The organism is Candidatus Hydrogenedentota bacterium, from assembly GCA_035450225.1.
Taxonomy (GTDB): Bacteria; Hydrogenedentota; Hydrogenedentia; order Hydrogenedentales; family SLHB01; genus DSVR01.
Map to the genome: position 1 here is coordinate 19,493 of DAOTMJ010000004.1, position 23,133 is coordinate 42,625.

Genomic DNA, 23,133 nt, shown 5'->3' on the forward strand with positions numbered 1-23,133 from the left:
AATGTCCGCTAGGGGGCATTCGCGCTCGAAAAACAACACATTACTCTCCGGCGGCGCGCGCCTTTTCATAGGCCGCAATCAGGCCGGAGGCGACATGTTCGGGCACTTCGTCGTAGTGGCTGAACGTGAGATCGTACGAGCCGCGTCCGCCGGTCATGCTGCGCAGATCCGTCGAATACCGCAGAATTTCGGCCTCGGGAACGTTGGCGCGGATGATCTGTTTGCCCGGTCCGCCGGATTCCATGCCGAGAATGCGGCCGCGGCGGCTGTTCAGGTCGCCGGTGATGTCGCCCATGTAGTCCTCGGGCACCGTGACCGCGATTTCCATGATCGGTTCGAGCAGACAGGGCCGCGCTTCCTTGACGCCCTTTTGGATGGCGATCGAGGCGGCGATCTTGAACGCCATTTCGGACGAGTCTACTTCGTGGTATGATCCGAAAAAGAGTTCGACGATGATGTCCACGACGGGAAATCCCGCGATGACGCCGCGCTGCAACGCCTCGATACAACCCTTGTCCACGGCGGGAATGTACTGGCGCGGCACGACGCCTCCCACGATGCTGTCAATGAATTGGTAGCCGCCGCCGCGTTCGTTCGGTGATATGCGCAGGTGGACATCGCCGTATTGGCCATGCCCGCCCGTCTGTTTCTTGTGCTTGCCTTGGACCTCGGCCTTGCCCCGGACCGTCTCGCGATAGGCAACCTTCGGCGTTCGGGTTTCGCATTCGACGCCGTACTTGCGTTTCATGCGATCGAGGAAAATTTCAAGTTGGAGATCGCCCATGCCGCGAACCACGTGTTCCTGCGTGTCCTTGTCGCGGTAATGCGAAAACGTCGGATCCTCTTCGGCTAGCCGGTTCAGGGCTTCGCCAAGTTTGTCCTCGTCGGAACGCGACTTGGGGTAGATGGCCAGTTTCACCATCGAATTGGGCAGGGGATGCTTCGGCAACTCATATTTCACGCCGGACGCGGCTATGGTGTCGCCGAAATGCGTGTTCTTGAGTTTGGCCATGGCCGCCAGATCGCCGGGGATGACTTCCGGCGTCTGGGTTTGTTCCTTGCCGCAGAGAAAGAACAGTTTCCCGGTGCGTTCCTTGGTCTGTGTCGTGACGTTGTAAAATTCGGAATCCGACTTCAGCGTTCCGCTGATGACGCGGAACAGCGTCAATTGCCCCACAAACGGGTCCACGATGCTGCGAAAGACCTGCCCCACGAAAGGACCGTTCACGTCAGGAACGATTTCAACCTCGGTTCCATCCGGATTTTTCGCCACAAATCGGCGTTCCAAGGGCGAAGGGAACGAATGGGCCACGACATCCATCAATTCTTCGATGCCGATGTCCTTTTCAACGCTGCCGGCCAAAATGGGGACAATCTTGCCGGAAGTAATGCCCCGCTGAAGCCCTTGGGTGAATTGCTCGGAAGTCAACGTGCCCGTTTCAAGATACTGCTCAAGCAACGCGTCGTCGGACTCGGCCACGACGTCCATCATGCCTGCCTTCAAGGTCTCGATTTGATCCGCCACCGCGGCGTTTTCACCGGACAGGATGTTCACCACGCCCGTCAATGACGCCGAAAGGCCGACCGGAATGACCAAGGGGACGCATTGCAACCCGTAGAACTTGCGGATGCTTTCCACGACCGCGTCGAAATCCACGTTGTCACGGTCAATCTTGTTTATGAAGAATGCGCGTGGCGTGCCGTATTTTTCAGCGTACTTGAAGGCGTTGTCCGTGCCGACCTGCACGCCGGTCGTCGCGTCAATGACGATGATGATGCCGTCCACCAGCGGCGTCGAAGCCGCGACTTCCCCGAGAAAATCCACATAGCCGGGATGATCCACAAGATGGATGCGCGATCCTTTCCAGTCCACGTGCATCAGTTTCATGCAGATGGTCTGCTGGCGTTCTTTTTCCTCGTCGAGATAATCGCCCGCCGTGTTGCCGTCGGCAATTCGGCCGATGCGGCTCGTTTTGCCGGCCTTGTGCAGGATATGCTCGATGAGCATGGTCTTGCCTGCGCCGCCATGCCCCAATATGCCCACGTTCCGCACTTTACTGGCATCCATGTTCGCCATTTCGTTCTTTCCTCCAAAACCGTCCTGTTCGAGTCTGCACTTGGATCCGGGTTGTTGCGAGGATCAAATTGCCCGCCGGTATCATTCCGGCGGGACGGATTTATCCATCACGCATTGCCACAATCGAAGGTAAAAGTATACTATTTTTTCGTCCCGTCCCTCAAATGAAGCCCGGAGACGCGCTGTGGCCTCCCTGAGCATTGTGATGATTGTGAAAAACGAGGCGGATTGCCTTGGCGAATGCCTCGCAAGCGTTTGCGCCTTGGCGGATGAAGTCGTTGTGGCCGACACCGGTTCGACCGACGACACCGTCTCGGTTGCCCGGCGATTCAAGGCGCGCATTCTGCATGTTCCCTGGCGCGACGATTTTGCCGCCGCGCGAAATGAGGCGCTGGCGGTCGCGACAGCCGATTGGGTACTCCATATTGATGCGGACGAAGTCCTCGATCCGTCCGGCGCGGAAAGGATTCGGGCCTTGATGCGGGCGGACGGCGACGGCGCCGACGCCATCGAGGTGACGCTGCGCAATTACTCGAACGACATCCGTTCGTGGCGGTTCATGGCTGTCGAACCCGGCGATCCGTTCGCGCGCGGTTTCGCGGGCTATTTGCCGGTTCCGCTGCTCCGGCTGTTTCGCAACGGATGCGGGTTCGAATACCGGGAGCCCGTCCATGAAAACATCACGGAAAGCGTCGTTGAAAAGAAGGGCATAATCAAACCTTCAACCATTGTCATCCATCATTACGGTTTTGAAACGAATCCCGAAAAGATGGGAAAAAAGCGCCGGCGCTATTATGCGATCGCGCTGGCCAAATCCGCGCGCCAACCCGAAAATCCCAAAACATGGCATGATTTGGCCGAGCAGGCGTTCGCTGTCGGCGAGGCCGCCGTCGCCGAAGAAGCGGCCCGCAAGGCGCTCGAACTCGATCCCATGCATCTTCCCGCCGCAACCATGCTCGGAAACATTCTGCTCAATCGCGGCGATCTGGACGCGGCGCGGACGCTTTTCGAGAGGATGGAAGGGCAAGGCTGCCGCGCGCCGCATATTGCCACCGCGCTGGGGGCGATTGCGTGCAGGCAAGGCCGGCTCGACGAGGCGCGCGCGAGACTTGAAAGCATTGCGCAAGAATGCCCAAAAGACATCCCCTCCCGGCTCTATCTTGCCCGTGTGGACGACCTCCGCGGCGAATTCGGTTCGGCGCGCGCGCGCCTTCTTGAATCGCTGGCCATTGCTCCGGTCTTGTCTGAGCTTCGGAATCGGGTCCGCGCGCACGAGTTGCGCGAAGAAGCGCGAAAAGTGCTGAACAGTGCGGCGGATCCAGGGGCTGTCGCGCAAGCCATGCGGACATTGGTCGAATCCCTGAGGCTCGATTCGGAAGACCCCCTTACCTACCGCGCGCTCGGAATGGCGCTCGAATCGCTCGGCCAACACGATCAAGCGCAAATACAATTCGACCGCGCAAACCGCCTCGCAGGCTCGACAAGACGGCCGCCGGTCTGAACAACGCGAGCATCCTGGGCGTGGAACGGGCAACCTTCGACGCCGATCAAGCCGTCGCGGCCAAGGCCGAAGGCATTGCCACACATACGGAATCCGTATCCTCCCAAAAGCCGACAGTCGGAAGGCCGAATCACGCAGACGTGCATGGCAAATACCCTTGCCATGCTGGGTGCCTGCGCCGGTCGAAGCGTCGCTATCTCATTCTCCGTCATACCGCATCCTTTCTTTGCGCCTTCGCGTCTTTGCGTGAATCCTCGTTCTCACGCCAAGACGCCAAGACGCCAAGATTTCTGGCTCTTCCGGTTTTACCGTACTTGAACTGCACGCGGATGCCAGCGAACCGGCAAGTAGACGGCGGGAGACCCCGAAAGGGTGCGATGTCAATAGCCGTGGGTGCGAACCCACGGCTGCGGGTTTCCTCGCCACGACCGCCGGGCGACTGAAAGGCGGTACGGGCGGAAGGGATTCCGGGACCACGGCCCCAACCGGGCACGGAAGAAAAATGGTGAGGAATAAAAAGGCGGCCTGTTTTGTCAACCGCTCAAATCCTTTCGCCTGTTGTGCGTTGTATTACAGCACAGACCGTGAACATGTTTCACATGTCATTGTTGGATCATCCGGCTCCTCCGTATTTTTTGAAAGACCTTGCAGCCCGGCATAACGGTTGAAAACCAGCCGGGTTTGTTTCTCTTGCCGTACCCGCGCGTGCATGTTTGCGCATCCGCCCCGCAAATGCGCCTCCTCCATTCTGATTGCGCCAATACGGTTGCCCTTTCCGTCTCCTCATGTCGCCTTGACGGGGCGCTTAGAGCCTGCGGGACAATCATCCCAACGGACTCCGGTCACAAATTTCATACTGGTAAGAAGGTCCGGATTGCAGGGCGCCACCCCTGTAAACGAATGACGAAAATCCATCCGTTTCCAGAAAGAAAAAGAATACGGGGACGCTTCGTTCCAGATGCCGAGAAGCGTCCCCGTCCGATCTTCAAGGGGACGATAGAGCAGTATTTTCCTTAAAAGGCCCTGGCGAACGGCGCCACGGTTACTTTTTCGGCGGTTCCGCCGGCGGCGCCTGTTCGGGCTTCGCGGGTGGCGGGCCTTGACGGTGGCCAAGACCCGGTCCGCGGCCCATGCCGGGGCGCGGACCCATGCGCATCTCGTCGAGCGTCAACACGCCGTCCTTGTTCGCGTCCATCATGTCGAAGCGTTCCTTGGTCATGCGGGGCCGGGCAGCCTGCAATTCCTCGAACGTCACCTTGCCGTTGGCGTCCTTGTCGGCTTCCTTGAACGCTTCGGCCGGGCTTGGAAAATCGGCGGCGCTCAACACGCCGTCCTTGTTACGGTCCATCATGTCGAAGCGTTCCTTGGTGATTTCCGGGCGGGCGGCTTTCATCTCTTCGAACGTGGCCTTGCCGTCCTTGTCGGCATCGGCCTTCCTCAACATATCGAGCATTGGATGGGGACCTCCCGGACCCCGGAGATGCCCGGCTTTGGGCGGCGCCGCCGGGGCGGCGGGAGCGGCCGGGGCGGGATCTTGCGCCCATACGGCGCCGGCCACCAGAAAAATTCCCATACATACGGCAATGATCGTCTTGTTCATGTCAAGTCCCTTTCGTTTTTGTTCATTCTGTCAAACACCGGGAACGCGGCAAGGTTCCCTGTACTTTTTACGCCCGCGGGGCTATGATGACGCGCATGTCCGATTCCGAGACGATGCCGATGACTGGAAAGAACAAGATCCCGGGAACAAAGTAACCGACGATGCCGCGACATTCCATCATACAATCCGAACGCGAACTGTACGGTCCCGTGCGGGATTATCTCGTTGCGCGGGGGTATGTCGTGCGCGGCGAGGTCAAGGGTTGCGATCTCACGGCCACGCGGGGAGACGATTTGCTGGCCGTGGAGTTCAAGCGTGAATTCAACACGGCGCTTCTGATTCAGGCCGCGCAACGCCAGCGCGCGGCGGATTCGGTGTATGTGGCCGTGCCGCGTCCGCCGGAAGGGCTTCGCACGAAACGCTGGCGCGGGATCTGCCATCTGCTGCGCCGTCTCGAACTGGGTTTGTTGCTCGTGAATCCTGGCGGCCCCAGACCTGCCGTCGAAATTGCGTTTCATCCCCTTCCCTACGAACGCAAACGCCTGAAGAAGGCAAAACGCGCCATCCTCGACGAGATGTCGGGCCGATCCGGCGATTTCAACGAAGGCGGCTCGGTCCGGCGCCGCCTGATTACCGCGTACCGCGAAAACGCCATCCATATCGCCTGTTGTCTCGCGGAATGCGGGCCCCTGTCGCCCAAAACATTGCGCGCCATGGGAACGGGGCCGAAGACGTTGTCCATCCTCGCCGGCAATTTCTACGGCTGGTTCGAGCGCGTGGAACGCGGCGTCTACCGGCTTACGGCGCGCGGCGGCGAAGACCTCATGGCCTATCCCGAACTGGCGGATCATTACCGCCGCCGAATTCAGACGAATGCGCGATAGGCGGTTTTAATCCGTTCGAGCAACGCGCGGGGATCTTCGGCCCAGAGTTCGTCGGAGAAGATTTCGACTTCGATGGCGCCGTCGTATCCGGTTTCCTCGACCCAACGGCGAATCCGGCGAATTGGAATGCAGCCTTCCCCCATCAGTCCGCGATCGTTCAGCAGATCGCGCGTGGGACACCGCCAGTCGCAGACGTGAAACGATAAAATGCGCGGCCCGGCGCGGCGGATTTCCGCCTCGAGATCCGGATCCCACCACAGGTGATAAACGTCCACCGTCACGCCCACAACCGGCGTCGCAAGGCGTTCCGCGATGTCGTTTGCCTGTCTCAGCGTGTTGACGGCGCAACGGTCGCCCGCGTACATCGGATGCAGCGGCTCGATGCCCAGACGCACACCCGCCGCTTCCGCATGGGGCACGACGGCGGCAATTCCATCGGCAATTTGCCCACGCGCTTCTTCGAGCGGGAGGCCCGGGACGGCTCCGCTGACCAAGACCACGAGCGGCGCACCAATGGCCGCCGCTTCGTCAACGGCGCGGAGGTTGTCCGCGATGGCTTTCTCGCGTTCGGCGGCGGTGCGCGCGGGGAAAAATCCTCCCCGGCACAGACTGGCCACACGAAGCCCGGAATCGCGAAGCATCCGCCCGGATACCACGGCTCCCTGGGGTTCGAGATGCTGCCGCCAAACCGTGATGCCGGGAATTCCGGCCGCGGTAAAGCCTTCGATGGCCTCCGCCAAGGACCAGCGTTTCACCGTCATCGTATGCACGCACAACCGGCGCAGGTCCGGCGGCGCGTCTTTATCGGTTATGGTTGTCATATTTTTTGGGTTCCCAACAATTGCAACACAAAGAGGCCGCGCGTGCCATTATCCTGAAAACGGCATTTCAATCGCGAATTGATGCGAGTAGCGGACGCAACCGATCATTCTCCAATACAGGGGGCGGTTTTCGGTCTGACAAGTCACGGTCGAAAATTCGCCATGCGGCAAAGATAATCTTCGAGATTCGTATAGCCGTTGCCGTCGGAATCTTGGGCGCCGTCGGCCGGATCCTGTGGATTCAGTCCATGGCGGCGTTCCCAAGTGTCGGGCATGCCGTCGTGATCGGAATCGTCCGGTGCGGGAAGCGAACGGAGTTCGGGCCAGCCGCCCACGGCCGTCTGGGAGTCTATCAGGCCTTTGCCGCCGCCGCCGTAGGTTTCGCCGTAACGGGCAGTCCCTGTCCGGATTTCCTCGATGATGCGCGCATCCACCGCGTCGCGCCTGATCGAACAACCCGCCTCGCGCAGCACCCGCTTGTATGCGCGCTTTGCCGATTGGGTCTTGACCGGCGCCACGACGTACGGTTCATGCGCGCGCAATGTCTGTTCGGTGGCTTCGCCGTCTTCGGCGAAATCAATGCCGCCGGCCCAATTGTCTTTCGAAACAAGGGGGAATCCCCACACATAATTCCCCGCGCAATACATTTTCCCTCGGGGATCTTTCTGAAGAAAGATGCGATCGCGAACATTCTCCGAGGTGGCGGGGCCGAATTTGTAGTAATTGTTGATCCAGTTGCGGGGCCACCGTTCGCCTCCGTACGCGCTGTTGAAGCCCCAGTTGTAGATGACGTTGTTCCGCAGATCGAGCAGGCCGGATTCCTCGTTGCCGGAGGCGCGCGGATTCCGGCTCGAATGGTGCGCCAGGATGTTGTGGTGGAACGACGCGCCCGGACCGCCCCACAACCCGCCGTAACCGTGCGAGCCCTTCTTGTGGAGCGATTTCGTGAGGCTTTCCGTGACCATGCACCACTGCACCGTCACATTGGAGGCCTTGTTGATGGAAAGCGTTTCGTCAACGCCCCAACTCACCGAGCAGTGGTCCACGATGATGTGATCGCCGTTGCCCCCGAACGCATCCTGTTCCTTACGTTTCTCGTCGCCGGGACGGAACCGCATGTAACGGACGATCATATGTTGCGTGTCGAAATTGAACTGGTAGTTTTTGATGCAGATTCCATCGCCCGGCGCCGTCTGCCCGGCTATGGTGATGTACGGGTGCCGAATCTTCAATTCGCGTTCGAGCGGGATCGTGCCCGAAACACGGAACACCACCGTCCGCGGTCCCTCGGCCTCGCACGCCGCGCGGAAACTTCCCGGTCCGTTGTCGTTGAGATTCGTCACCTCGATTACGCGTCCGCCGCGTCCGCCGAGGGTGTACTGGCCGAAGCCTTCCGCGCCGGGAAAGGCGGGGGCGCGATTCGGGCGAAATCGGCGCAGGATCACGCTTGCGGGCTTGCGGCGGTATTCCACATCGCACAGCCAACCTTCCGGAAGCCGAATTTGGTTGAACTTCCCCTGAAGGGCCTCGACGCCTTTTCCGAATACCGGGCAAACCGTGTTCTCGTGCGGTTCGATGCGTCCGGCGAACCGCACTTCAAGCACGCCCGACAGCCGCCATCGGCCCGATGTGATGGTATCGCATTCACCGCCGTCGGTTATCGTGAATTCGGTCCGTTCGCCGGTTGCCTGCCAGCCGGAAGCGATTTCGGACGCGGCCGCTTTTCCTGCCTCTCCCGCGCAGGCGCACAAAATCGCCGCGAAGCCCAACAGGTGTTTCACGTGCATGAAAAACGCCTCCCACGGTTCATGCAAACGACCGTTCAGTTCCCGGCTTGGGCCGTTACCTCGATCGGATTCGTCAGAATCCACGGGGCCATGTTTCGGGCGTAGTGTTCGCCGACGACGGCGATTTCGCCGGGAACGCTCACATCCGCTTGAATGCGGTATTTGCCCGGGGCCGTCACTTCGTACTCGAAGGTCCTGCCGCTCTGCTCGGTCACGCGATTGCCGTCGCGCACCAGCGTGAACCGGCAGGGCAGCGGCGCCTCGGCGCGCAACTTGAGACCGGGCGCCAACGCGATGCGTTCGCCCATTGTCACGCGCTGTCCGCCGCCCTCCGCCACATAGGCGAACCCGCCGGCGTCCGCGATCATGTTGAACGCCACAAAAGCACGCCCCGTCCGGACGGCGTCGAGCAGGGCCGGTTCGGTCAATTCTTGGGCAAGCAGGTGGGTATTGACGAATCGCGACGAACGTTCATACGGATCCATATCAATCCGGAACAATTGTTGGCCCGCTTCGAGTTTCCCGAAAAACAATTTCAGGAGCGTCCGCGTCACGGCGTTCAACTTGAACTCGGCGATCTTCTTCTTCGGATCGCTGTGGCCGGTATCCAGCAACAGCAGCGAGTCTTCCGCCGTATAGATGCCACGGGCGCCGACGTTCTGATGGCAGTCGTTGGCGGCGATGCCCGTGAGTTTGCGATGCACGTTTTGCTCGTCCCATTTCTGCACCAGCATCGCCAGCACCCACCAGTCGAATACCGAACGGAGCGTCTGTTCGGGATACGCCCACATGTTGATCAGGAGTTCCTTGACGACCTCGAGCCGGGAATGCTTTTCCATCATTTCATCGAGGAGGTCGGTGTGGATGTTGTAGATTTCCATGCCGTCAATTTCGGGAATGTGCCACGGACGCCCCGCCTCGCAATGTCCGAGGCACAGCACACCGCCGAGTTGGTGAATCTTTTTGGCCAGTTCCGCCGGATCCTCGCTGTTGGAAAACACGGTGTCGTCCGGAAGCCCCCACGGCATGAACCCGTCCCGCATCTCGAACCCGCGCACGAAGAGGATTCCGTCGTGAATACCCTTCCAGCCGAGCGAATAATCCGCCTTGCCGTCCACGACGTGATCCGTCATGAAAATGAATTGGCATTTTGCCTGGTGCAGCGCCTGGACGATTTCCGGAAACGTGACCTCCGAGTCGTGCGAGACCTCGGAATGGCTGTGCATCACCCCGCGATATTCCTGCCAGCCCGTTTGGAGCGACACGGGGGTTCGTTGCGCCGCGAGTTGCTTCCACGCCTCCGCCTGTTTCGGAAACAAATAAAAGCGATGATAGAGTTGCGGAGCAAAAAAGCCGCCGAAGGCCCCTCCTAGAAACACTACGAATAACACAAACAGACGCGCGCACCACCGCGCGAAGACAAGCAGGCATCCCTTCTTCTTTTTCTGCGTTTCCACGTCAGGACTCGTTTTCGGCGGCACGAGCCATGTAATTTTCCCAGCGGGCATCCACCCATTGCTGAAATTCGGCGAGACGTTCGGGATCGGGCTTGCCGAACCGTTTCTGGGCCGCGAAATAGGTTTCGATCGGCGCGCGCTTGTTTCGCTTGGCGATGGTGCGGCTCTTGCTCGTCAGGCGAAAAACGCCGTTTTCGATTTCATATAGGACCACCGCGCCGGTTTCGACGGCAAGACGTCCCACTTTGATGGTGTCGGTCGTCGGGAATACCCATCCGGGCGGACATGGTGTCGAGATGTGGATGTAGCGCGTGCCGGAAATGGCGCGGGCCTTGCGCACCTTGTCGAACAAGTCCGCGGGATACGACGGGCTGGCCGTGGCAATGTAGGGAATTCCGTGCGCCTCCATGATCCGCACCATGTCCTTCGAGTGCTGCTGCTTGCCGAGGATCGGCGTTGTCGCGGTCTTGACGTGGATCGGCGTGGCGCTCGAACGTTGGGTACCGGTGTTCATATAGGCTTCGTTGTCGTAGCAGATGTAGAGGATGTCGGCGTTGCGCTCGGCGGCGCCGCTCAATGCCTGGATGCCGATATCCAGCGTGCCGCCATCGCCCGCAAAAGCCACAACGGTCGTGCCGGTCTTGCCCAGCGCCTTCAGTCCCGCCGCCACGCCCGAAGCCGATGCCGCGGTGCTCGGAAACGCGACATTGAGCCACGGCATCCGGACCGACGATACGGGATACATCCCGCCCAGCACGGTCAGGCAACTGGCCGGCACCACCAGGATCGCTTGGCCTTCCAGCGCCTTCGAAATGTAACGCAAAGCCACCGCCAAACCGCAACCCGCACAGGTTCGGTTGCCCGAAAGCAGGTATTCTTCGTCCGGCAAATTCAACAAACTCGTTTCCATCGTTCACCTACCCGGTTTCTATATCCGGCAGTTGATCCAGCGCAGTCCTTGACCAACAAGGCCCGTCGTCTGATCGTGCATTGCATCGCGCGCGGCTTCCGCAAGTTCCGGGGCTTTCACGTCGCGTCCGCCCAGTCCGCATATACAACTCTGAACGGCGGGCGTTGACTCGCTGCCATAGAGCGCCGCCTTCAAATCGGCGGCAATCGGCCCTTCGTATCCATAACTGAGGCTTTTGTCGAAAACCACCGCAAGTTTGGCGCAGCGGCATTTTTCGACAACGGCTTGGCGCGGAAACGGCCGGTACACACGAATGCCCAGCACGCCCGCCGCGACGCCTTCCGCGCGCAATGCATCCACCGCGACCGTCGCCTCGCTGGCCAGACTGCCCGCCGCGACCAGCAACACATCGGCGTCTTCGGCGCGGTAGTCCCACGTCATTCCGCCCCAGTTCCGGCCGAACATCCGCTCGTATTCTTCGCCGACCGATACAATGGTTTCGGGCGCCTTTTCGAGCGCTTCCTGCAAGAGGTAACGCAGTTCCAGATAGCCGTGGCAGAGCGTGCCTTCGGCGTTCATGCGCGGATCGGCCAGCGTCACCTGGTTCAGGTTGCGCGGGTCCGCCGGATCGAGGATGGTATGCGGCTTGTACGGCGGCAGGAACCGGTCCACATCGGCCTGATCAGGCACTTCGACCGGCATCACCGTATGCGACAGCAGGTACCCGTCGTAACACACCATGACCGGCACATACACCGATTCCGCGATGCGGTACGCCTGAATTACCGTGTCAATGATTTCTTGGTTGTTGCGCGCGAAAATCTGAATCCAGCCCGCGTCACGTTGCGACATCGAGTCCTGCTGGTCGTTCAACACGTTCCACGGGGCCGCCATGGCGCGGTTCACGCATCCCATGACGATCGGCAGCCGGGCGCCCGCCACCCAGTGGATTTGCTCGCACATGTAGGCGAGGCCGTTGGCGCTCGTCGCCGTGAAGGCCCGCGCGCCCACCGTCGAAGCGCCGATGCACACCGACAGCGCGCTGTGCTCGCTTTCGACGGTCACATACTCTGCGGCCAGTTGGCCCGATTCGACATAATGGGACAAGGCCTCGGTGACCGGCGACTGCGGCGTAATGGGATAGGCCGCCACGACCTGAACCCGGCACAGCCGCGCGCCGATGGCCATGGCCTCGTTGCCGGTGATGACCACCACCCGCGATGTTTCCTTGACTGCCACGCCCGTCTACTCCCGCGTCGTTGGCGCGTCGGAACCGGTTTCGGGAACCATGGAAATGGCCCCCGACACGCACTCCTCGGCGCAAATGCCACATCCTTTGCAATATTCCAGATCGATTTCGATCGGAATCGTCCGTTTGATTACCGCTTCCGGGCAATACATCCAGCAACTGAAACAACCGGGACGATTGTTCTTGGCGGGGATGCACTTGGTGTTGTCCACGACCGGCCGCTGCGTCCGCCAGTCGCCCGTGCGGCCGGCCTCGCCGAAACTCGGCGTCGCCATGGCCGACGTGTGTTCGCACTCACGCGTTCCCATGTTCATCCACCCTTGTTTGCTCATACGTCATGCGCACCGCCTCGAAATTTTTCTTGGCAAGGGTCGGCGCGAATTTGTGCCCGATGGCCTCGCGGATATTGTCCAGGGTCACCAGCCGGGTGGCCCGGGCAAACGCGCCCAGCATCGCCGTGTTGACAATGACCGAACCCGCCACTTCCAAGTCGTTTTCGATGGCGATACGCGTCGCGTCGGCCGTCGCGACCCTGAACCCGTTCAGTCCCCATTCTCCGGGGCTTCTGGTCGTGTTGACAATCAGCCAACCCCGCGGGCGAAGCCCGGCCGTGGCGTTGGCGCATTCCATCAACGAATCATCCAACACGATTACAATATCGGGATTTACAATCTGGGAAAAGAAACGCAACGGCTCCAGCGACAGCCGCGTCGAGGCCGTAACCGGCGCGCCCCTCCGTTCGGCGCCAAAGGTCGGGGCGGAGGTCACGCCGCGAAATCCGCCATAGTAGGCGGCCTGCGCCAGAAGCTGGGCCGACGAAATCGCCCCTTGCCCCCCGCGTCCATGCCAACGAATCTCACACAGCCCTTCACTTAACTTCGCACTGCCTGCCATCGCCTGCTCTTCCATTCCTGCCATGTTCGCAATAAGTCCTTTATTATGCCATACACCCACAGGGGTTTGGCAATTCCCATCGAAGGCCCGAAGGCCCACAATCCGCACGTAAGCGGATCGCGTAAGGCGCAACGATATGTCGAGCCTTCCAGCGGATAGGGAAAACTCGCTTGATTGCGGCCCATGCGTTCGTCTGATAAGATCCCCCCAAGGTGATTGAATGAGTCTTTCGGACCAACAACGGGCGCGGTATGCGCGCAATATTCTGGTTCCCGGTTTTGGGGAAGCCGGCCAGGAGCGATGTTTCCACGCCCGTGTGTTGATAGCCGGACTGGGCGGCCTTGGCAGCCCGGCGGCGTATTATCTGGCGGCGGCGGGCGTGGGCACGCTGGGCCTGCTGGATTTTGATGTGGTGGATGTCAGCAATCTGCAGCGCCAGATCTTGCACACGACCGATCGAATCGGCGCGAGCAAAGTGGACTCCGCCGCGGCGGCTCTTTCGGCGTTGAACCCGGACCTCCGAATCGAACGGATTTATGAACGACTGACGGCGGAAAACGCACAGGACATCCTGCGTCCGTACGACGTGGTCATCGAGGCAAGCGACAATTTCGCCGCGAAATTCATCGTGAACGACGCATGCGTCGCGCTGCGGAAACCTTTCACCACGGCGGGGGTGTCGGAATGGGGCGGGCAAATGATGTTTGTGTGCCCCGGCCTGACGGCCTGCCTCCGGTGCGCAGTGCCCGAGGAGCCGCCCGCGCCCCCGGCGCCGTTTGGCATATTGGGCGCGGTCCCCGGCATTTTCGGCGGCATCGAGGCGCTGGAAGCGCTTCGGTATCTTGCCGGACAATGGGCGCCGCGTTCGGACGGCGCCGCCCTCCTGCACACGCTGGATGGTACGGTCATGCGGTTTCGGACCCTGCCGCTGCCCCCCCGGGACGAGTGTCCATGCAGGGACGCGGCGAACAAGACATGAGAAACCCCGCCGCCCTCTTTTGGTCGGCCATAAAATGGAATCGTGAACATGAATGATCCCCTGATAATCGCGGGGCGCGCGTTTTCCTCGCGATTGATGATCGGCACGGGCAAGTTTGCTTCCGCGGAGGCGCTGGAAGGCGCGCTCGAGGCATCGGGCGCGGAAATAGTGACGGTCGCGTTGCGCCGCGTGGACCTGTCGAATCCCGACGAGGGCAGCATCCTGCCGGTGGTCGCCCGGTCGAAACGCCTGATTCTACCGAACACATCGGGCGCGCGAAACGCCGACGAAGCCGTGCGGCTGGCCCGTCTGGCGCGCGCTTCGGGACTGGAGCCGTGGGTGAAACTGGAGTTGACGCCGGAGCCTCGTTACCTGTTGCCCGACCCGATCGAAACCCTTCGCGCGGCGGAGATCTTGGTGCGGGAGGGATTCGTGGTGCTGCCCTATATCCAAGCGGACCCGATTCTGGCCAAGCGGCTTGAGGAAATCGGCGCCGCGACGGTGATGCCGCTGGGCGCCCCCATCGGCAGCAACCGGGGACTTCGCACACGGGATCTGATTCGCATCATTATCGAGCAGGCCGGCGTGCCGGTCGTGGTGGACGCCGGTCTGGGCGCTCCTTCGCACGCGGCGGAAGCGATGGAAATGGGCGCGGATGCGGTGCTGGTCAATACGGCGTTGTCCGACGCCGCCGACCCGGCCGCCATGGCGAAAGCATTTGCCATGGCCACCGAAGCCGGGCGGCTGGCGTATCGCTCCGGACTGGGACCCGTCCGCGATGCCGCCGCCGCGTCGTCGCCATTGACGGGATTTTTACGAAAAACGTAACGCGGTCCGAAAAAACCGTGGAAAACCGGAAATTTTCCCTTCACGGCGGATGTCCACGGAGTCCGATTCATCCACCGTTTGAACGAATGAGCCGCTTTCAACCGGCGATTCCGGGTTCAATTGCGATTCCGCACGCCGGCATGGAACTTTACCGTATGGTTGCCGCATAGTACACTGAAAAAGAGCATGTGGAGATAACAATGGATTTGGCCGACGAACTGGCTTTGTGGCCGGCGGAGCGCGTGGCCGGCCTGATGGCCGACATGCAGCCGCACCATGTCGAGGCGGCGATCCATCGGGAGAATCGCAGTTTGCGAGATCTGGCCGCCCTGCTTTCCCCGTGCGCGCAGGCCTTTCTCGAACCCATGGCGCAGGAGGCGCAACGCATTACGCGCCGGCAGTTTGGCCGCGTCATTACGCTCTACGCGCCCCTTTACCTGTCGAACGCATGTGCCGCGGATTGCCTGTATTGCGGTTTTGCGGCGCAATCAGGCATGCGCCAACGCCGGATTACACTCGATGCCGGCGCCATCCGCGCCGAATGCCAAGCGCTGGCCGAACACGGTTTTCGCAGCGTGTTGCTGCTGACCGGCGAGGCCCCGCATGTTACGCCGTTGTCCTATATCGGGGAAGCCGTGGCCATCGCCCGCGACTTTTTCCCGTCCGTTTCAATCGAGATGTTTGCGATGGATCGCGACGCCTACGGCGCGCTTTGCGAACGTGGCCTCGAAGGCGTCACGCTCTATATGGAAACATACCACCGTCCCACCTACGCGCACGTCCATCCCGCAGGGGAAAAAAGCGACTATATGTACCGATTGGGCGCGCTTGAACGTGCGGGGCAGGCCGGGGTCCGCCGCTTGAACCTTGGCGTCCTTCTGGGATTGTTCGATTGCCGGATCGAGGCGTTTTGGATGGCCATTCACGCGCGCCATCTGCAAAAGGCGTGCTGGCGCAGCGCCGTGGCCCTCTCGTTTCCCCGGTTGCGAAGCACCCCGCCCCGGTTCGACATTCCCGCGCCGGTCGGCGACGCCGATTTGGTCCAACTGATCCTGGCGTTGCGGCTGTGCCTGCCCGAGTGCGGGTTCACCCTTTCGACCCGCGAATCACCGGAGTTCCGCGACGCCCTTGCGCCCTTGGGCGTTACCATGATGAGCGCCGGATCGTCTACCCGTCCGGGCGGATACGCCACCTGCGGCAACGAAACACTCGAACAATTTGCCGTTCAGGACTCCCGCACGCCTGAAGAAGTCGTAGCGGCGATTCGCGCCGCCGGATACGATCCGGTTTGGAAAGATTTCGACAGAGCTTTCTTCGCCGCCTGATGTCCAGCGCCGTCTTTTCGGATTGGGGTACGGCGAAAGAAATAACTGGACAATAAAGGGATATTATGCGAAAATCATGCAGGAGGAACTGATCGGCCATGATCGAAGAAAGGCCTCGACAACAGGCGCCTATCGAGCGCATTGACGCGGACGCGGTATGCGAGCAGTGCGGGATGGTCAATCCGGAAGACACGTTGCTGTGCAAGACATGCGGCAACAACTTGCGCGATCAACGTCTGCGGCGCGTGCGCGTGGAAACCCTGAGCGACGAAGGACCGGGCGAAGGCATACGCCTGTCTTTTTTAACAAAAGTATTGAGCGTGGCGGGCGCCTTGCTCATTATTTTCGTTGCGATCAATTTTGGGCGCATTGAGCAGGCCATGACGCGCGCCAGCCTCGGCGACACCGGCGATCCGAACCAATTTTGGCAGGGGGCTTCCGCCGCACCGTTCATGCAGCTTGCCCGCGAACTCGAATCCCATCCCGTCACGCCGCAGGAAGCCGAGTCCGCGATTGGCCGTCAAACAATGGATGACACCGTGGAGGGACGCTATGTCTTGGTGGATCGAGACAGCGATAATCAGGTCGGCCAGGCCATTGTCCGTTTCGAGAATGATACATACTATTTCGTGGCGCAGCTCACCAAGGGCGCTGCCGAGGTGCGGGGGTATGGATATATCGAGGGAAGCGCTCGGATTGCCTCGCGCGAAAAGAGCGCGGTGCAGATGGGCGGCCAGCGCTATTTGGCGTCGGGCTTCGCGCAACGCATTCCGGACGGCGCGTTCGAATGTTTCGGTCTCAGCCGGGCCGGCAACGACAGTTACGCCGTGCTGGCATACCGAATCAAGGAAGGGGTCCGGGACGAACAACCCCTCGCGCTCGATCAGAATCCGTAACCCCTACCGGTTTCGGGGCGAATAATCGGGACACCGCACGGCGTTGGGCCGTTCCGGATGGCTGCAAGCGGAAGGATGATCGTACCGGCAATGGTCGCAGAGGAATTCTTCCGGACAACGCATTCGAAGCCACCACGAACGAAGACGATCGAATAGGCTCATTTTTGGCTCCCGAATTGATTCCGATATTCGAGGGGCGTCATTCCTTCGAATTTCCGGAACAATTTGCCGAAATTGCTCACGTCGCGAATACCCACGCGCCGGGCCACGTCGCCGGCGGACAATTGGGTGCGGCGCAACAGTTCCTTGGCCTTGTCCACCCGCAAACGTCCGAGATATTCGCTGAACGACATGCCGAAATGGCGCTGCAGCCGGTGGGTGATCGCGGTCGGATGGACGCCGAGAACCGCGGCCACTTCATCCAGTGTAATCCCTTCCTCGAGACGGCCGATCACCAGACGGTTCAGTTCGGCATACTCCGGCGCTTGCGGCAAGGCGCGGGCCGTCTCGCGCTTGAGCGCGCCCAACAACTCCATCACGGCTTCCGCGAGACGCAGATCGGTACCGGCGGCTTTTACGGTCTCGATAAACGCCGGGAAACGATCCCAGCACGCATCGCACGCGAGTCCCGCCTGTTCGGATGCTTCCAGCGCCGCGGCGGCCAAGGCGATGGCGCGCGCGCGTTGCGCAGGCGCGCGCTTGCGGGCCGGAGCCCGGCTTTCCGCCAGCGCCGCCATGGCCAATTCGCGCGCCTTGCCGGGCATGCCGCCGGCCAAGGCCGCGGCGATGGGGCCGGCCTGGTAGGGATCGGCCCTGGCTTGACGGACCGGCTTGCGCGCCCGCTCCATGACGGCGCCATTGTCTTCCCGCGAAGTATCCTCGGGCGTGCCGGCCGGCTGCAACGTCGTGCGCAAGGCCATCAACCCTTCCCGCATCCACGCAAGAATGGCCGGGAAAACCGTCGCCGAGGTTGCGGGAATATCCCGCAACGAAAAAGGCAACTGGACCCGATCATGGGTTTCGACGGCGCGCAGACCGCGCCGAGCGTCCGGTTCGAGGGCCTCGAGGCCTTCAGAGGGACAGTACGGGCCTATCGTGACGGCCATGCCGAATTCGGGTTCGAGCAGCGGCGCAGAAAGGCACGCAAACCCCATGTGGCAAATGAATGGCGTGACGGCGCCGCGCCGCAAGGCGTTCGTTTCCGCTTTCAGCCGATTCCGTTTGCACTGGGCATGGCCGCGTTCGAGGGCGTTTACATAACGGCACGCGACGCGTGCGCCATGGGAAAAAATGCACGCGGGATCTTCCTTTTCACCATGATCGTGCACGCTCATCGCGGTGCCCGCGGCGCGCGATGCGCGTTCGAGCAAGGCCCGGACTTCGCCGGAGGCCACAAACGCCGCGGCGTTCATGCGTGAATCTCGAACAGCGGCGTCGGCGTGTCCTGCCGCGCCACCGCCAGCCGGGCGCCATGCCGTTCGAGCACTTTCGCCGCCATGCCCAGCGCCAGTTCAGGCGTGTTGTTTTCCTTGCTCACATGCGCGAGCAGGACAATTTGCAATCCCTCGTGCAGCAAATTCGACAACAGGCTGTTCATCTCCGCGTTCGAGAGATGGCCCTGGCGTCCGCGTATGCGTTGTTTCAGGGCGGGCGGATACGGCCCCCGCAAAAGCATTTCCGGACAGTGGTTCGATTCCAGAATCAGGCCGTGCGAACCGTGCAGTCGTGCGCGCACCAATTGCGAGACATGGCCGAGATCGCTTGCCATGCCGAGTTTTGCGCCCGCATGTTCGATCGTGTAACTAACCGGGTCTACGGCGTCGTGTGAGATGCTGAAACTTTCAATCTCCATCCCGTTGATCCGGAAGCGATCGCCCGCATCGAATGTCTCGATGGACGCCAACCCGCCGAGTTCCGGCGGCAGGCCCGCCCGCGTGCCGGCCGTCATGAAAACGGGCACGCCCAATTGGCGCGTCAGCACGCCGAGGCCCTTGATATGATCATTGTGCTCGTGCGTGATAAACACGGCCCGCAAGCCGTCCAGCGACTCGCCCACCGCCTGCGCGCGCAGGTTCAACTGTTTGAACGTCAGGCCGCAATCAATCAGCACTTTGGCCCGATCCGTCGCAACCAGCAAGGCATTGCCGCCGCTGCCGCTGCCCAGCAATGAAAAACGAAGCACGAAACACGACTCCCTGCCACAAATGTCATTCGGCGGATCTTACCATATCCGGACGCATTTCTCCCTGCCGGGCGGTCATCGAACATCCGGCCGGCGGGACAGCCATGACCGGCCCATCAACCCGTGGCGTCAAGACCGTATATGCGCCGGCCAATCCGCGCGATTCGGGCGAGAAGACGACCCTTGCCCGAGCAGTCGAACCGGCCATCCGTTTCGACGATCCATCCGTATTCGACCATGATGCCCAACCTGCGATGGATCATTTCTTCCTTCGGGTAGGCGTTTTCCAACTCGGCCAACGTCAGGCAATGTTTCGGGGAACGGGCAAGGGCGCCCAGCGTTCTCACCGAAACCGATCGATCCACGCCGAAGTAGAAGTGAAAATACAACACCGCGAGAAACAGGAAGACGGGTGCGGATACGGGTGCATGCGAACCCCATGAAACGTCGTGCAGACCTGCCCCGAATGCGGCCACGCCATATCCGGCGCACGCGGCCATCGCAAGCGTCGCGACATTCTTGCCCGAAGGCGGCAACAAGCGCCACACGATCAAATGGACCAGCAGGAAAACCGCCCATCCGGCGATTCCGATGGCGACAGTGATCGCCGTCATGACTCAGCCCCCCGGTCCCATGTTCAACAGCCGCTTGGTCCACAGACCCATCAGCCCCGCGCACAGGCCCAAGGGACGCAGCGCGATGGTGGAGCCTTCCCCGCGCCGGATCATGCCCACGGATTCCAGTCCGGCCAAGCGCTTTTCGAACATCCAGTCCAGTCCGCGTCCTTCACTGTATCCCGCCATAATCTGTTCCACAGTCAGTGGGCCGCGCTCGTGAATGTCCACCAGAATCCGAAGCGAGAAGCCGCGAATGGTGAGCGAAAAGACCTGGGCATACGACAGACAAAGAAACCCTATCAGGGAAACCCCTGCAATCGTCTGGGCCGCGTTGGGCATGCCGCCGCTCCGCCATGCCACCGCCAATAACCACACAAACGCATGGAGGAGCGCAGCCGGCAACAGATGAATGTACATCGGACTGCCGCCGTATCGGCGAAACAGAACAATATGGCTTGCTGCCTGGACGGGGAACAACGCGGCGGCCGCGGCAACGCTTTCAACCGTGTTGATCAAGGGCATGTCTCCAAGGCATTCAAACAAAGCAGGCCGATGGTACAGTAGAAAAAAAATGAATGCAAAATGCCCGTTTGCGGCCCCGTGCCCCGGTTATTTCGACAACGTATCGAAGCACCACTCTGTTCGCGCTTCCGCGCGCTCGAAGATCGCGGATTCAGGATGTCAGAAAGAATTTCGCGGGGTTTTCCGGGTGCGGGCGGGTTTTTCCCCCGCGGCTTTCACGGACAGATCCAACACGACGTTGTTGTCAATGATCGCGCGGCCTTTGGCCTTGTTGGCGATGCGCTTTTCGCCCACGAGGAGATTGTCGGTGACAACGGCGCGCTTGACGCCGGGTCCGATGCTGATTTGCGGCTTGTTCTCCTTGAATTCGCAGCCCCGGACGAGGATCGATCCCCCTGTGGCTTCGATGGAATAAAAAGGCTTGTTGTGACAGGCCCAATTCACGAAGGTGCAGTCGCTGAATCCGATGGTCCCGTTGCCGCCGATGACGGCATTGCGGTTGGCGGGACCCCAAAATGCGCAGTTGACGAACCGGACGGTTCCGGTGTTCGTGTCCGCGACGCGCACCATCGTCGGGTCGGGGCCGTCAATCGAGACGAATTCGCCGTTGGTGATTAGAATGCCCATGGGCGCGCTTTGTTCGATCACGACGGAAGTGCGGCAGTCGTCCGCGCCGATGCCGAGGAAATTGCCGTTGGTTGCGCCGGCCTTGGTGTCTATGAATTTGTAGCCCACGTTGTAGCCGAAGCAGAAGGTATTGAGCACATAATGCCAATCGGTTTTGCCGAAGATGAATGCGATGCCGTTGGATTTCTGCCATTCGAACAGGTCCTTCTGCATGGACCACCACGGGTTCCAGTGTACGTTTTCGAGGCGGCCGATGTCGTAGATGAGGTCAATGAACACGCCGACATGAAGGGGCTGGCCGTGTATGTTGCGGATCAGCGCGCGCTGGTTCCGGCTCGCGTCGATCGCGTTGAAGGGGTTCAGCAGTTCGCAGTCCATGATCGCGGGATTGTTTCCCCGCAGGGCCACGGCGTAGGGATAGGCGGTCGGCGGCGCCGCGTCGGGTTTCTGATCCGGGTAGAAGATGCACACGCCCTGCAGCACACTGTTCGACTGGAGGAGGATGAACGGCGGCCCGTCGGGCACGCCCGCGTTGGCGTACGGCATGAGAACCGTCCCATAGACCGGCTTCTCCGGACTGTTGTCGCGGATGCCGGCATGGGCGGGCGCGTAGGAATAGACCCCGCGCAACGCCACTTCCTTCGGGACCGTCAGCGAGCCGTCGAAACGGAAACGTCCGGTCGGAACCGTGACCACGCCGCCGTTGGCCGCGCCCGCGGCGTCCAATGCCTTCTGGAATGCGGCCGTGTTGTCCGAAGTCCCATCCGGCATCGCCCCAAAATCCATTACGTTCCACGTGGAATTGCCGTTCCTGTCCGTGCCTCCCGCGAGCAGGCTTGCGCCCGCGACCATGGCCGCCCACCAGATCATTTGCCGTCCTTTCGTTGTTCCGTTGTTGTGCGTTGCGTTTCACGCTGCCGGTTGCCGATGGCCATGAGTATCACAACGATCGCCAGTATCGCAAGGCCCTGCACGATGCCGAGGGCGCTGTCGAGCAGGTTGCTGCTGTTTCGGACGAGTACGCCGGAGGCGGCGAGCGCCACGGCAATCAGGTAGATGACGAGGACGGTCTGGCGTTGCGTGAAACCCATCCAGGTAAGGCGGTGCGAGAGGTGATCGGGCGCGCAATGGTTGATCACGGCCACGACGGTTCGCGTCTCGCCTTTCAGAATGCGGGCCACGATGATGTAGGCGAAATCGAACAGCGGCACGCCGAGAATCAGGATCGGCACGAGGCACGACACGATCCGGTTTTCGGTCCATTCGCCCATGACGCCCAGCGCGGCCAGCATGAATCCGAGAAAGAAACTGCCGGAATCGCCCATGAATATCCGGGCCGGCTTGAAGTTGAACAGCAGAAAACCGAGGTTGGCGCCAATCAACCCCGCCGCCAGCATGCCGAACCATGCCAGGCTGGTTTCGGTGCGCGTGACGAGCCATGCCTGCACGGCGATAAAGAGATAGGCGGCGGAGACGATGATCGCGATGCCGCCCGCGAGTCCGTCCATATTGTCGGTCCCGTTGAACGCGCTGGTCACGCCGACAATCCACACGAGCGTGAAGAGCAGATCCAGCGCGCGCGAATGGAACAGATTCAGGCGGACCCCGTAGCGATGCAGGATGAGCGTGACGGCCGCCAGCATCAGCAGTTTCCAGAATCCGGGGATTTTCCCGCCGGTGAGATCGTCCAAACCACCCAAAACCAGACAAAGAAACGCGCCGATCATCACGCCGTTGAAGGGATGGCTACGGTATCCCGGCCACATCACCGCCACCGCGAACGCAAAGAAAATGACGATCCCGCCGCCGCGTGGAACGGGCCGCTCGTGAATCTTGTTGGCGGCGACCGCGTCCATGATGTTGAAACGCCGGAGGAGAAAAATGGCGATTGGCATGCACGCCGCGCTCAAGACGAACGCCGTGGCAAATACTTGAAGATAGGTCGAAGGCCAGTAAGTCAGCCAGTGCATTGGACGA

21 protein-coding genes are annotated in these 23,133 nt (G+C 61.0%); 6 read left to right on the plus strand and 15 right to left on the minus strand.

What is annotated here, in order from left to right; genetic code table 11:
- Window positions 1-40: 40 nt before the first annotated feature.
- A complete protein-coding gene (fusA, locus tag P5540_04045; protein HRT63975.1) occupies window positions 41-2,077 on the minus strand; it encodes an elongation factor G in 2,037 nt (678 codons plus the stop codon).
- A 184-nt stretch (window positions 2,078-2,261) separates the two neighbouring features.
- Between fusA and P5540_04050 the strand changes: the two genes are divergently transcribed.
- Window positions 2,262-3,578: a glycosyltransferase gene (locus P5540_04050; GenBank protein ID HRT63976.1), complete on the plus strand. Its 1,317-nt coding sequence runs from the start codon at window positions 2,262-2,264 to the stop codon at window positions 3,576-3,578.
- Window positions 3,579-4,620: 1,042 nt separating this feature from the next.
- Here the strand turns inward: P5540_04050 and P5540_04055 are convergent.
- Window positions 4,621-5,178, minus strand: coding sequence for an EF-hand domain-containing protein (locus tag P5540_04055; protein HRT63977.1), 558 nt, complete (start codon window positions 5,176-5,178; stop codon window positions 4,621-4,623).
- A 161-nt stretch (window positions 5,179-5,339) separates the two neighbouring features.
- Between P5540_04055 and P5540_04060 the strand changes: the two genes are divergently transcribed.
- Window positions 5,340-6,062 carry a DUF2161 family putative PD-(D/E)XK-type phosphodiesterase gene (locus P5540_04060; GenBank protein HRT63978.1) on the plus strand — a complete coding sequence of 241 codons (723 nt, stop codon included), beginning with the start codon at window positions 5,340-5,342 and terminating at the stop codon, window positions 6,060-6,062.
- Here the strand turns inward: P5540_04060 and P5540_04065 are convergent.
- From P5540_04065 to P5540_04095, 7 genes are all read right to left on the minus strand, one after another.
- Window positions 6,044-6,883 carry a sugar phosphate isomerase/epimerase family protein gene (locus tag P5540_04065; GenBank protein ID HRT63979.1) on the minus strand — a complete coding sequence of 280 codons (840 nt, stop codon included), beginning with the start codon at window positions 6,881-6,883 and terminating at the stop codon, window positions 6,044-6,046. The two genes, P5540_04060 and P5540_04065, sit on opposite strands and share 19 nt — an antisense overlap.
- A gap of 143 nt (window positions 6,884-7,026) precedes the next feature.
- Complete coding sequence (locus P5540_04070; protein ID HRT63980.1) at window positions 7,027-8,670, minus strand: pectate lyase; 1,644 nt, start codon at window positions 8,668-8,670, stop codon at window positions 7,027-7,029.
- Between the two features lie 35 nt (window positions 8,671-8,705).
- Window positions 8,706-10,127: a hypothetical protein gene (locus tag P5540_04075; GenBank protein HRT63981.1), complete on the minus strand. Its 1,422-nt coding sequence runs from the start codon at window positions 10,125-10,127 to the stop codon at window positions 8,706-8,708.
- Between the two features lies 1 nt (window position 10,128).
- Window positions 10,129-11,037, minus strand: coding sequence for a thiamine pyrophosphate-dependent enzyme (locus P5540_04080; protein ID HRT63982.1), 909 nt, complete (start codon window positions 11,035-11,037; stop codon window positions 10,129-10,131).
- Between the two features lie 18 nt (window positions 11,038-11,055).
- Window positions 11,056-12,276, minus strand: a complete 1,221-nt coding sequence (locus tag P5540_04085) for a transketolase C-terminal domain-containing protein (protein ID HRT63983.1) — start codon at window positions 12,274-12,276, stop codon at window positions 11,056-11,058.
- Window positions 12,277-12,282: 6 nt separating this feature from the next.
- Entirely contained in the window at window positions 12,283-12,594 is a 312-nt protein-coding gene (locus P5540_04090; protein HRT63984.1) for a 4Fe-4S binding protein, read from the minus strand.
- Window positions 12,581-13,150 carry a 2-oxoacid:acceptor oxidoreductase family protein gene (locus tag P5540_04095; protein ID HRT63985.1) on the minus strand — a complete coding sequence of 190 codons (570 nt, stop codon included), beginning with the start codon at window positions 13,148-13,150 and terminating at the stop codon, window positions 12,581-12,583. Before P5540_04095 ends, P5540_04090 begins: the two co-directional genes overlap by 14 nt.
- 250 nt (window positions 13,151-13,400) lie before the next feature.
- Here P5540_04095 and P5540_04100 point away from each other — a divergent pair, with 250 nt between their 5' ends.
- From P5540_04100 to P5540_04115, 4 genes are all read left to right on the plus strand, one after another.
- Complete coding sequence (locus P5540_04100) at window positions 13,401-14,159, plus strand: HesA/MoeB/ThiF family protein (protein HRT63986.1); 759 nt, start codon at window positions 13,401-13,403, stop codon at window positions 14,157-14,159.
- A gap of 48 nt (window positions 14,160-14,207) precedes the next feature.
- Window positions 14,208-14,987: a thiazole synthase gene (locus P5540_04105; GenBank protein HRT63987.1), complete on the plus strand. Its 780-nt coding sequence runs from the start codon at window positions 14,208-14,210 to the stop codon at window positions 14,985-14,987.
- A gap of 200 nt (window positions 14,988-15,187) precedes the next feature.
- Window positions 15,188-16,312 (plus strand): 2-iminoacetate synthase ThiH, encoded by a 1,125-nt coding sequence (thiH, locus tag P5540_04110; protein ID HRT63988.1) that lies wholly within the window; start codon window positions 15,188-15,190, stop codon window positions 16,310-16,312.
- Between the two features lie 98 nt (window positions 16,313-16,410).
- Window positions 16,411-17,208, plus strand: a complete 798-nt coding sequence (locus P5540_04115; protein ID HRT63989.1) for a hypothetical protein — start codon at window positions 16,411-16,413, stop codon at window positions 17,206-17,208.
- A 158-nt stretch (window positions 17,209-17,366) separates the two neighbouring features.
- On the opposite strand, the gene P5540_04120 is transcribed toward P5540_04115, so the two are convergent.
- The 6 genes from P5540_04120 to P5540_04145 all read right to left on the minus strand — a co-directional run bounded on the left by P5540_04120 (window position 17,367) and on the right by P5540_04145 (window position 23,126).
- Window positions 17,367-18,620: a helix-turn-helix transcriptional regulator gene (locus P5540_04120; protein HRT63990.1), complete on the minus strand. Its 1,254-nt coding sequence runs from the start codon at window positions 18,618-18,620 to the stop codon at window positions 17,367-17,369.
- Window positions 18,617-19,390 (minus strand): MBL fold metallo-hydrolase, encoded by a 774-nt coding sequence (locus P5540_04125; protein HRT63991.1) that lies wholly within the window; start codon window positions 19,388-19,390, stop codon window positions 18,617-18,619. The genes P5540_04120 and P5540_04125 overlap by 4 nt, the downstream gene beginning before the upstream one ends.
- Before the next feature lie 116 nt (window positions 19,391-19,506).
- Complete coding sequence (locus tag P5540_04130) at window positions 19,507-20,004, minus strand: hypothetical protein (GenBank protein ID HRT63992.1); 498 nt, start codon at window positions 20,002-20,004, stop codon at window positions 19,507-19,509.
- Window positions 20,005-20,007: 3 nt separating this feature from the next.
- Window positions 20,008-20,523: a hypothetical protein gene (locus tag P5540_04135; GenBank protein HRT63993.1), complete on the minus strand. Its 516-nt coding sequence runs from the start codon at window positions 20,521-20,523 to the stop codon at window positions 20,008-20,010.
- A gap of 165 nt (window positions 20,524-20,688) precedes the next feature.
- Entirely contained in the window at window positions 20,689-22,026 is a 1,338-nt protein-coding gene (locus tag P5540_04140) for a glycosyl hydrolase family 28-related protein (protein HRT63994.1), read from the minus strand.
- Complete coding sequence (locus P5540_04145; protein ID HRT63995.1) at window positions 22,023-23,126, minus strand: MraY family glycosyltransferase; 1,104 nt, start codon at window positions 23,124-23,126, stop codon at window positions 22,023-22,025. The genes P5540_04140 and P5540_04145 overlap by 4 nt, the downstream gene beginning before the upstream one ends.
- Window positions 23,127-23,133 lie beyond the last annotated feature (7 nt).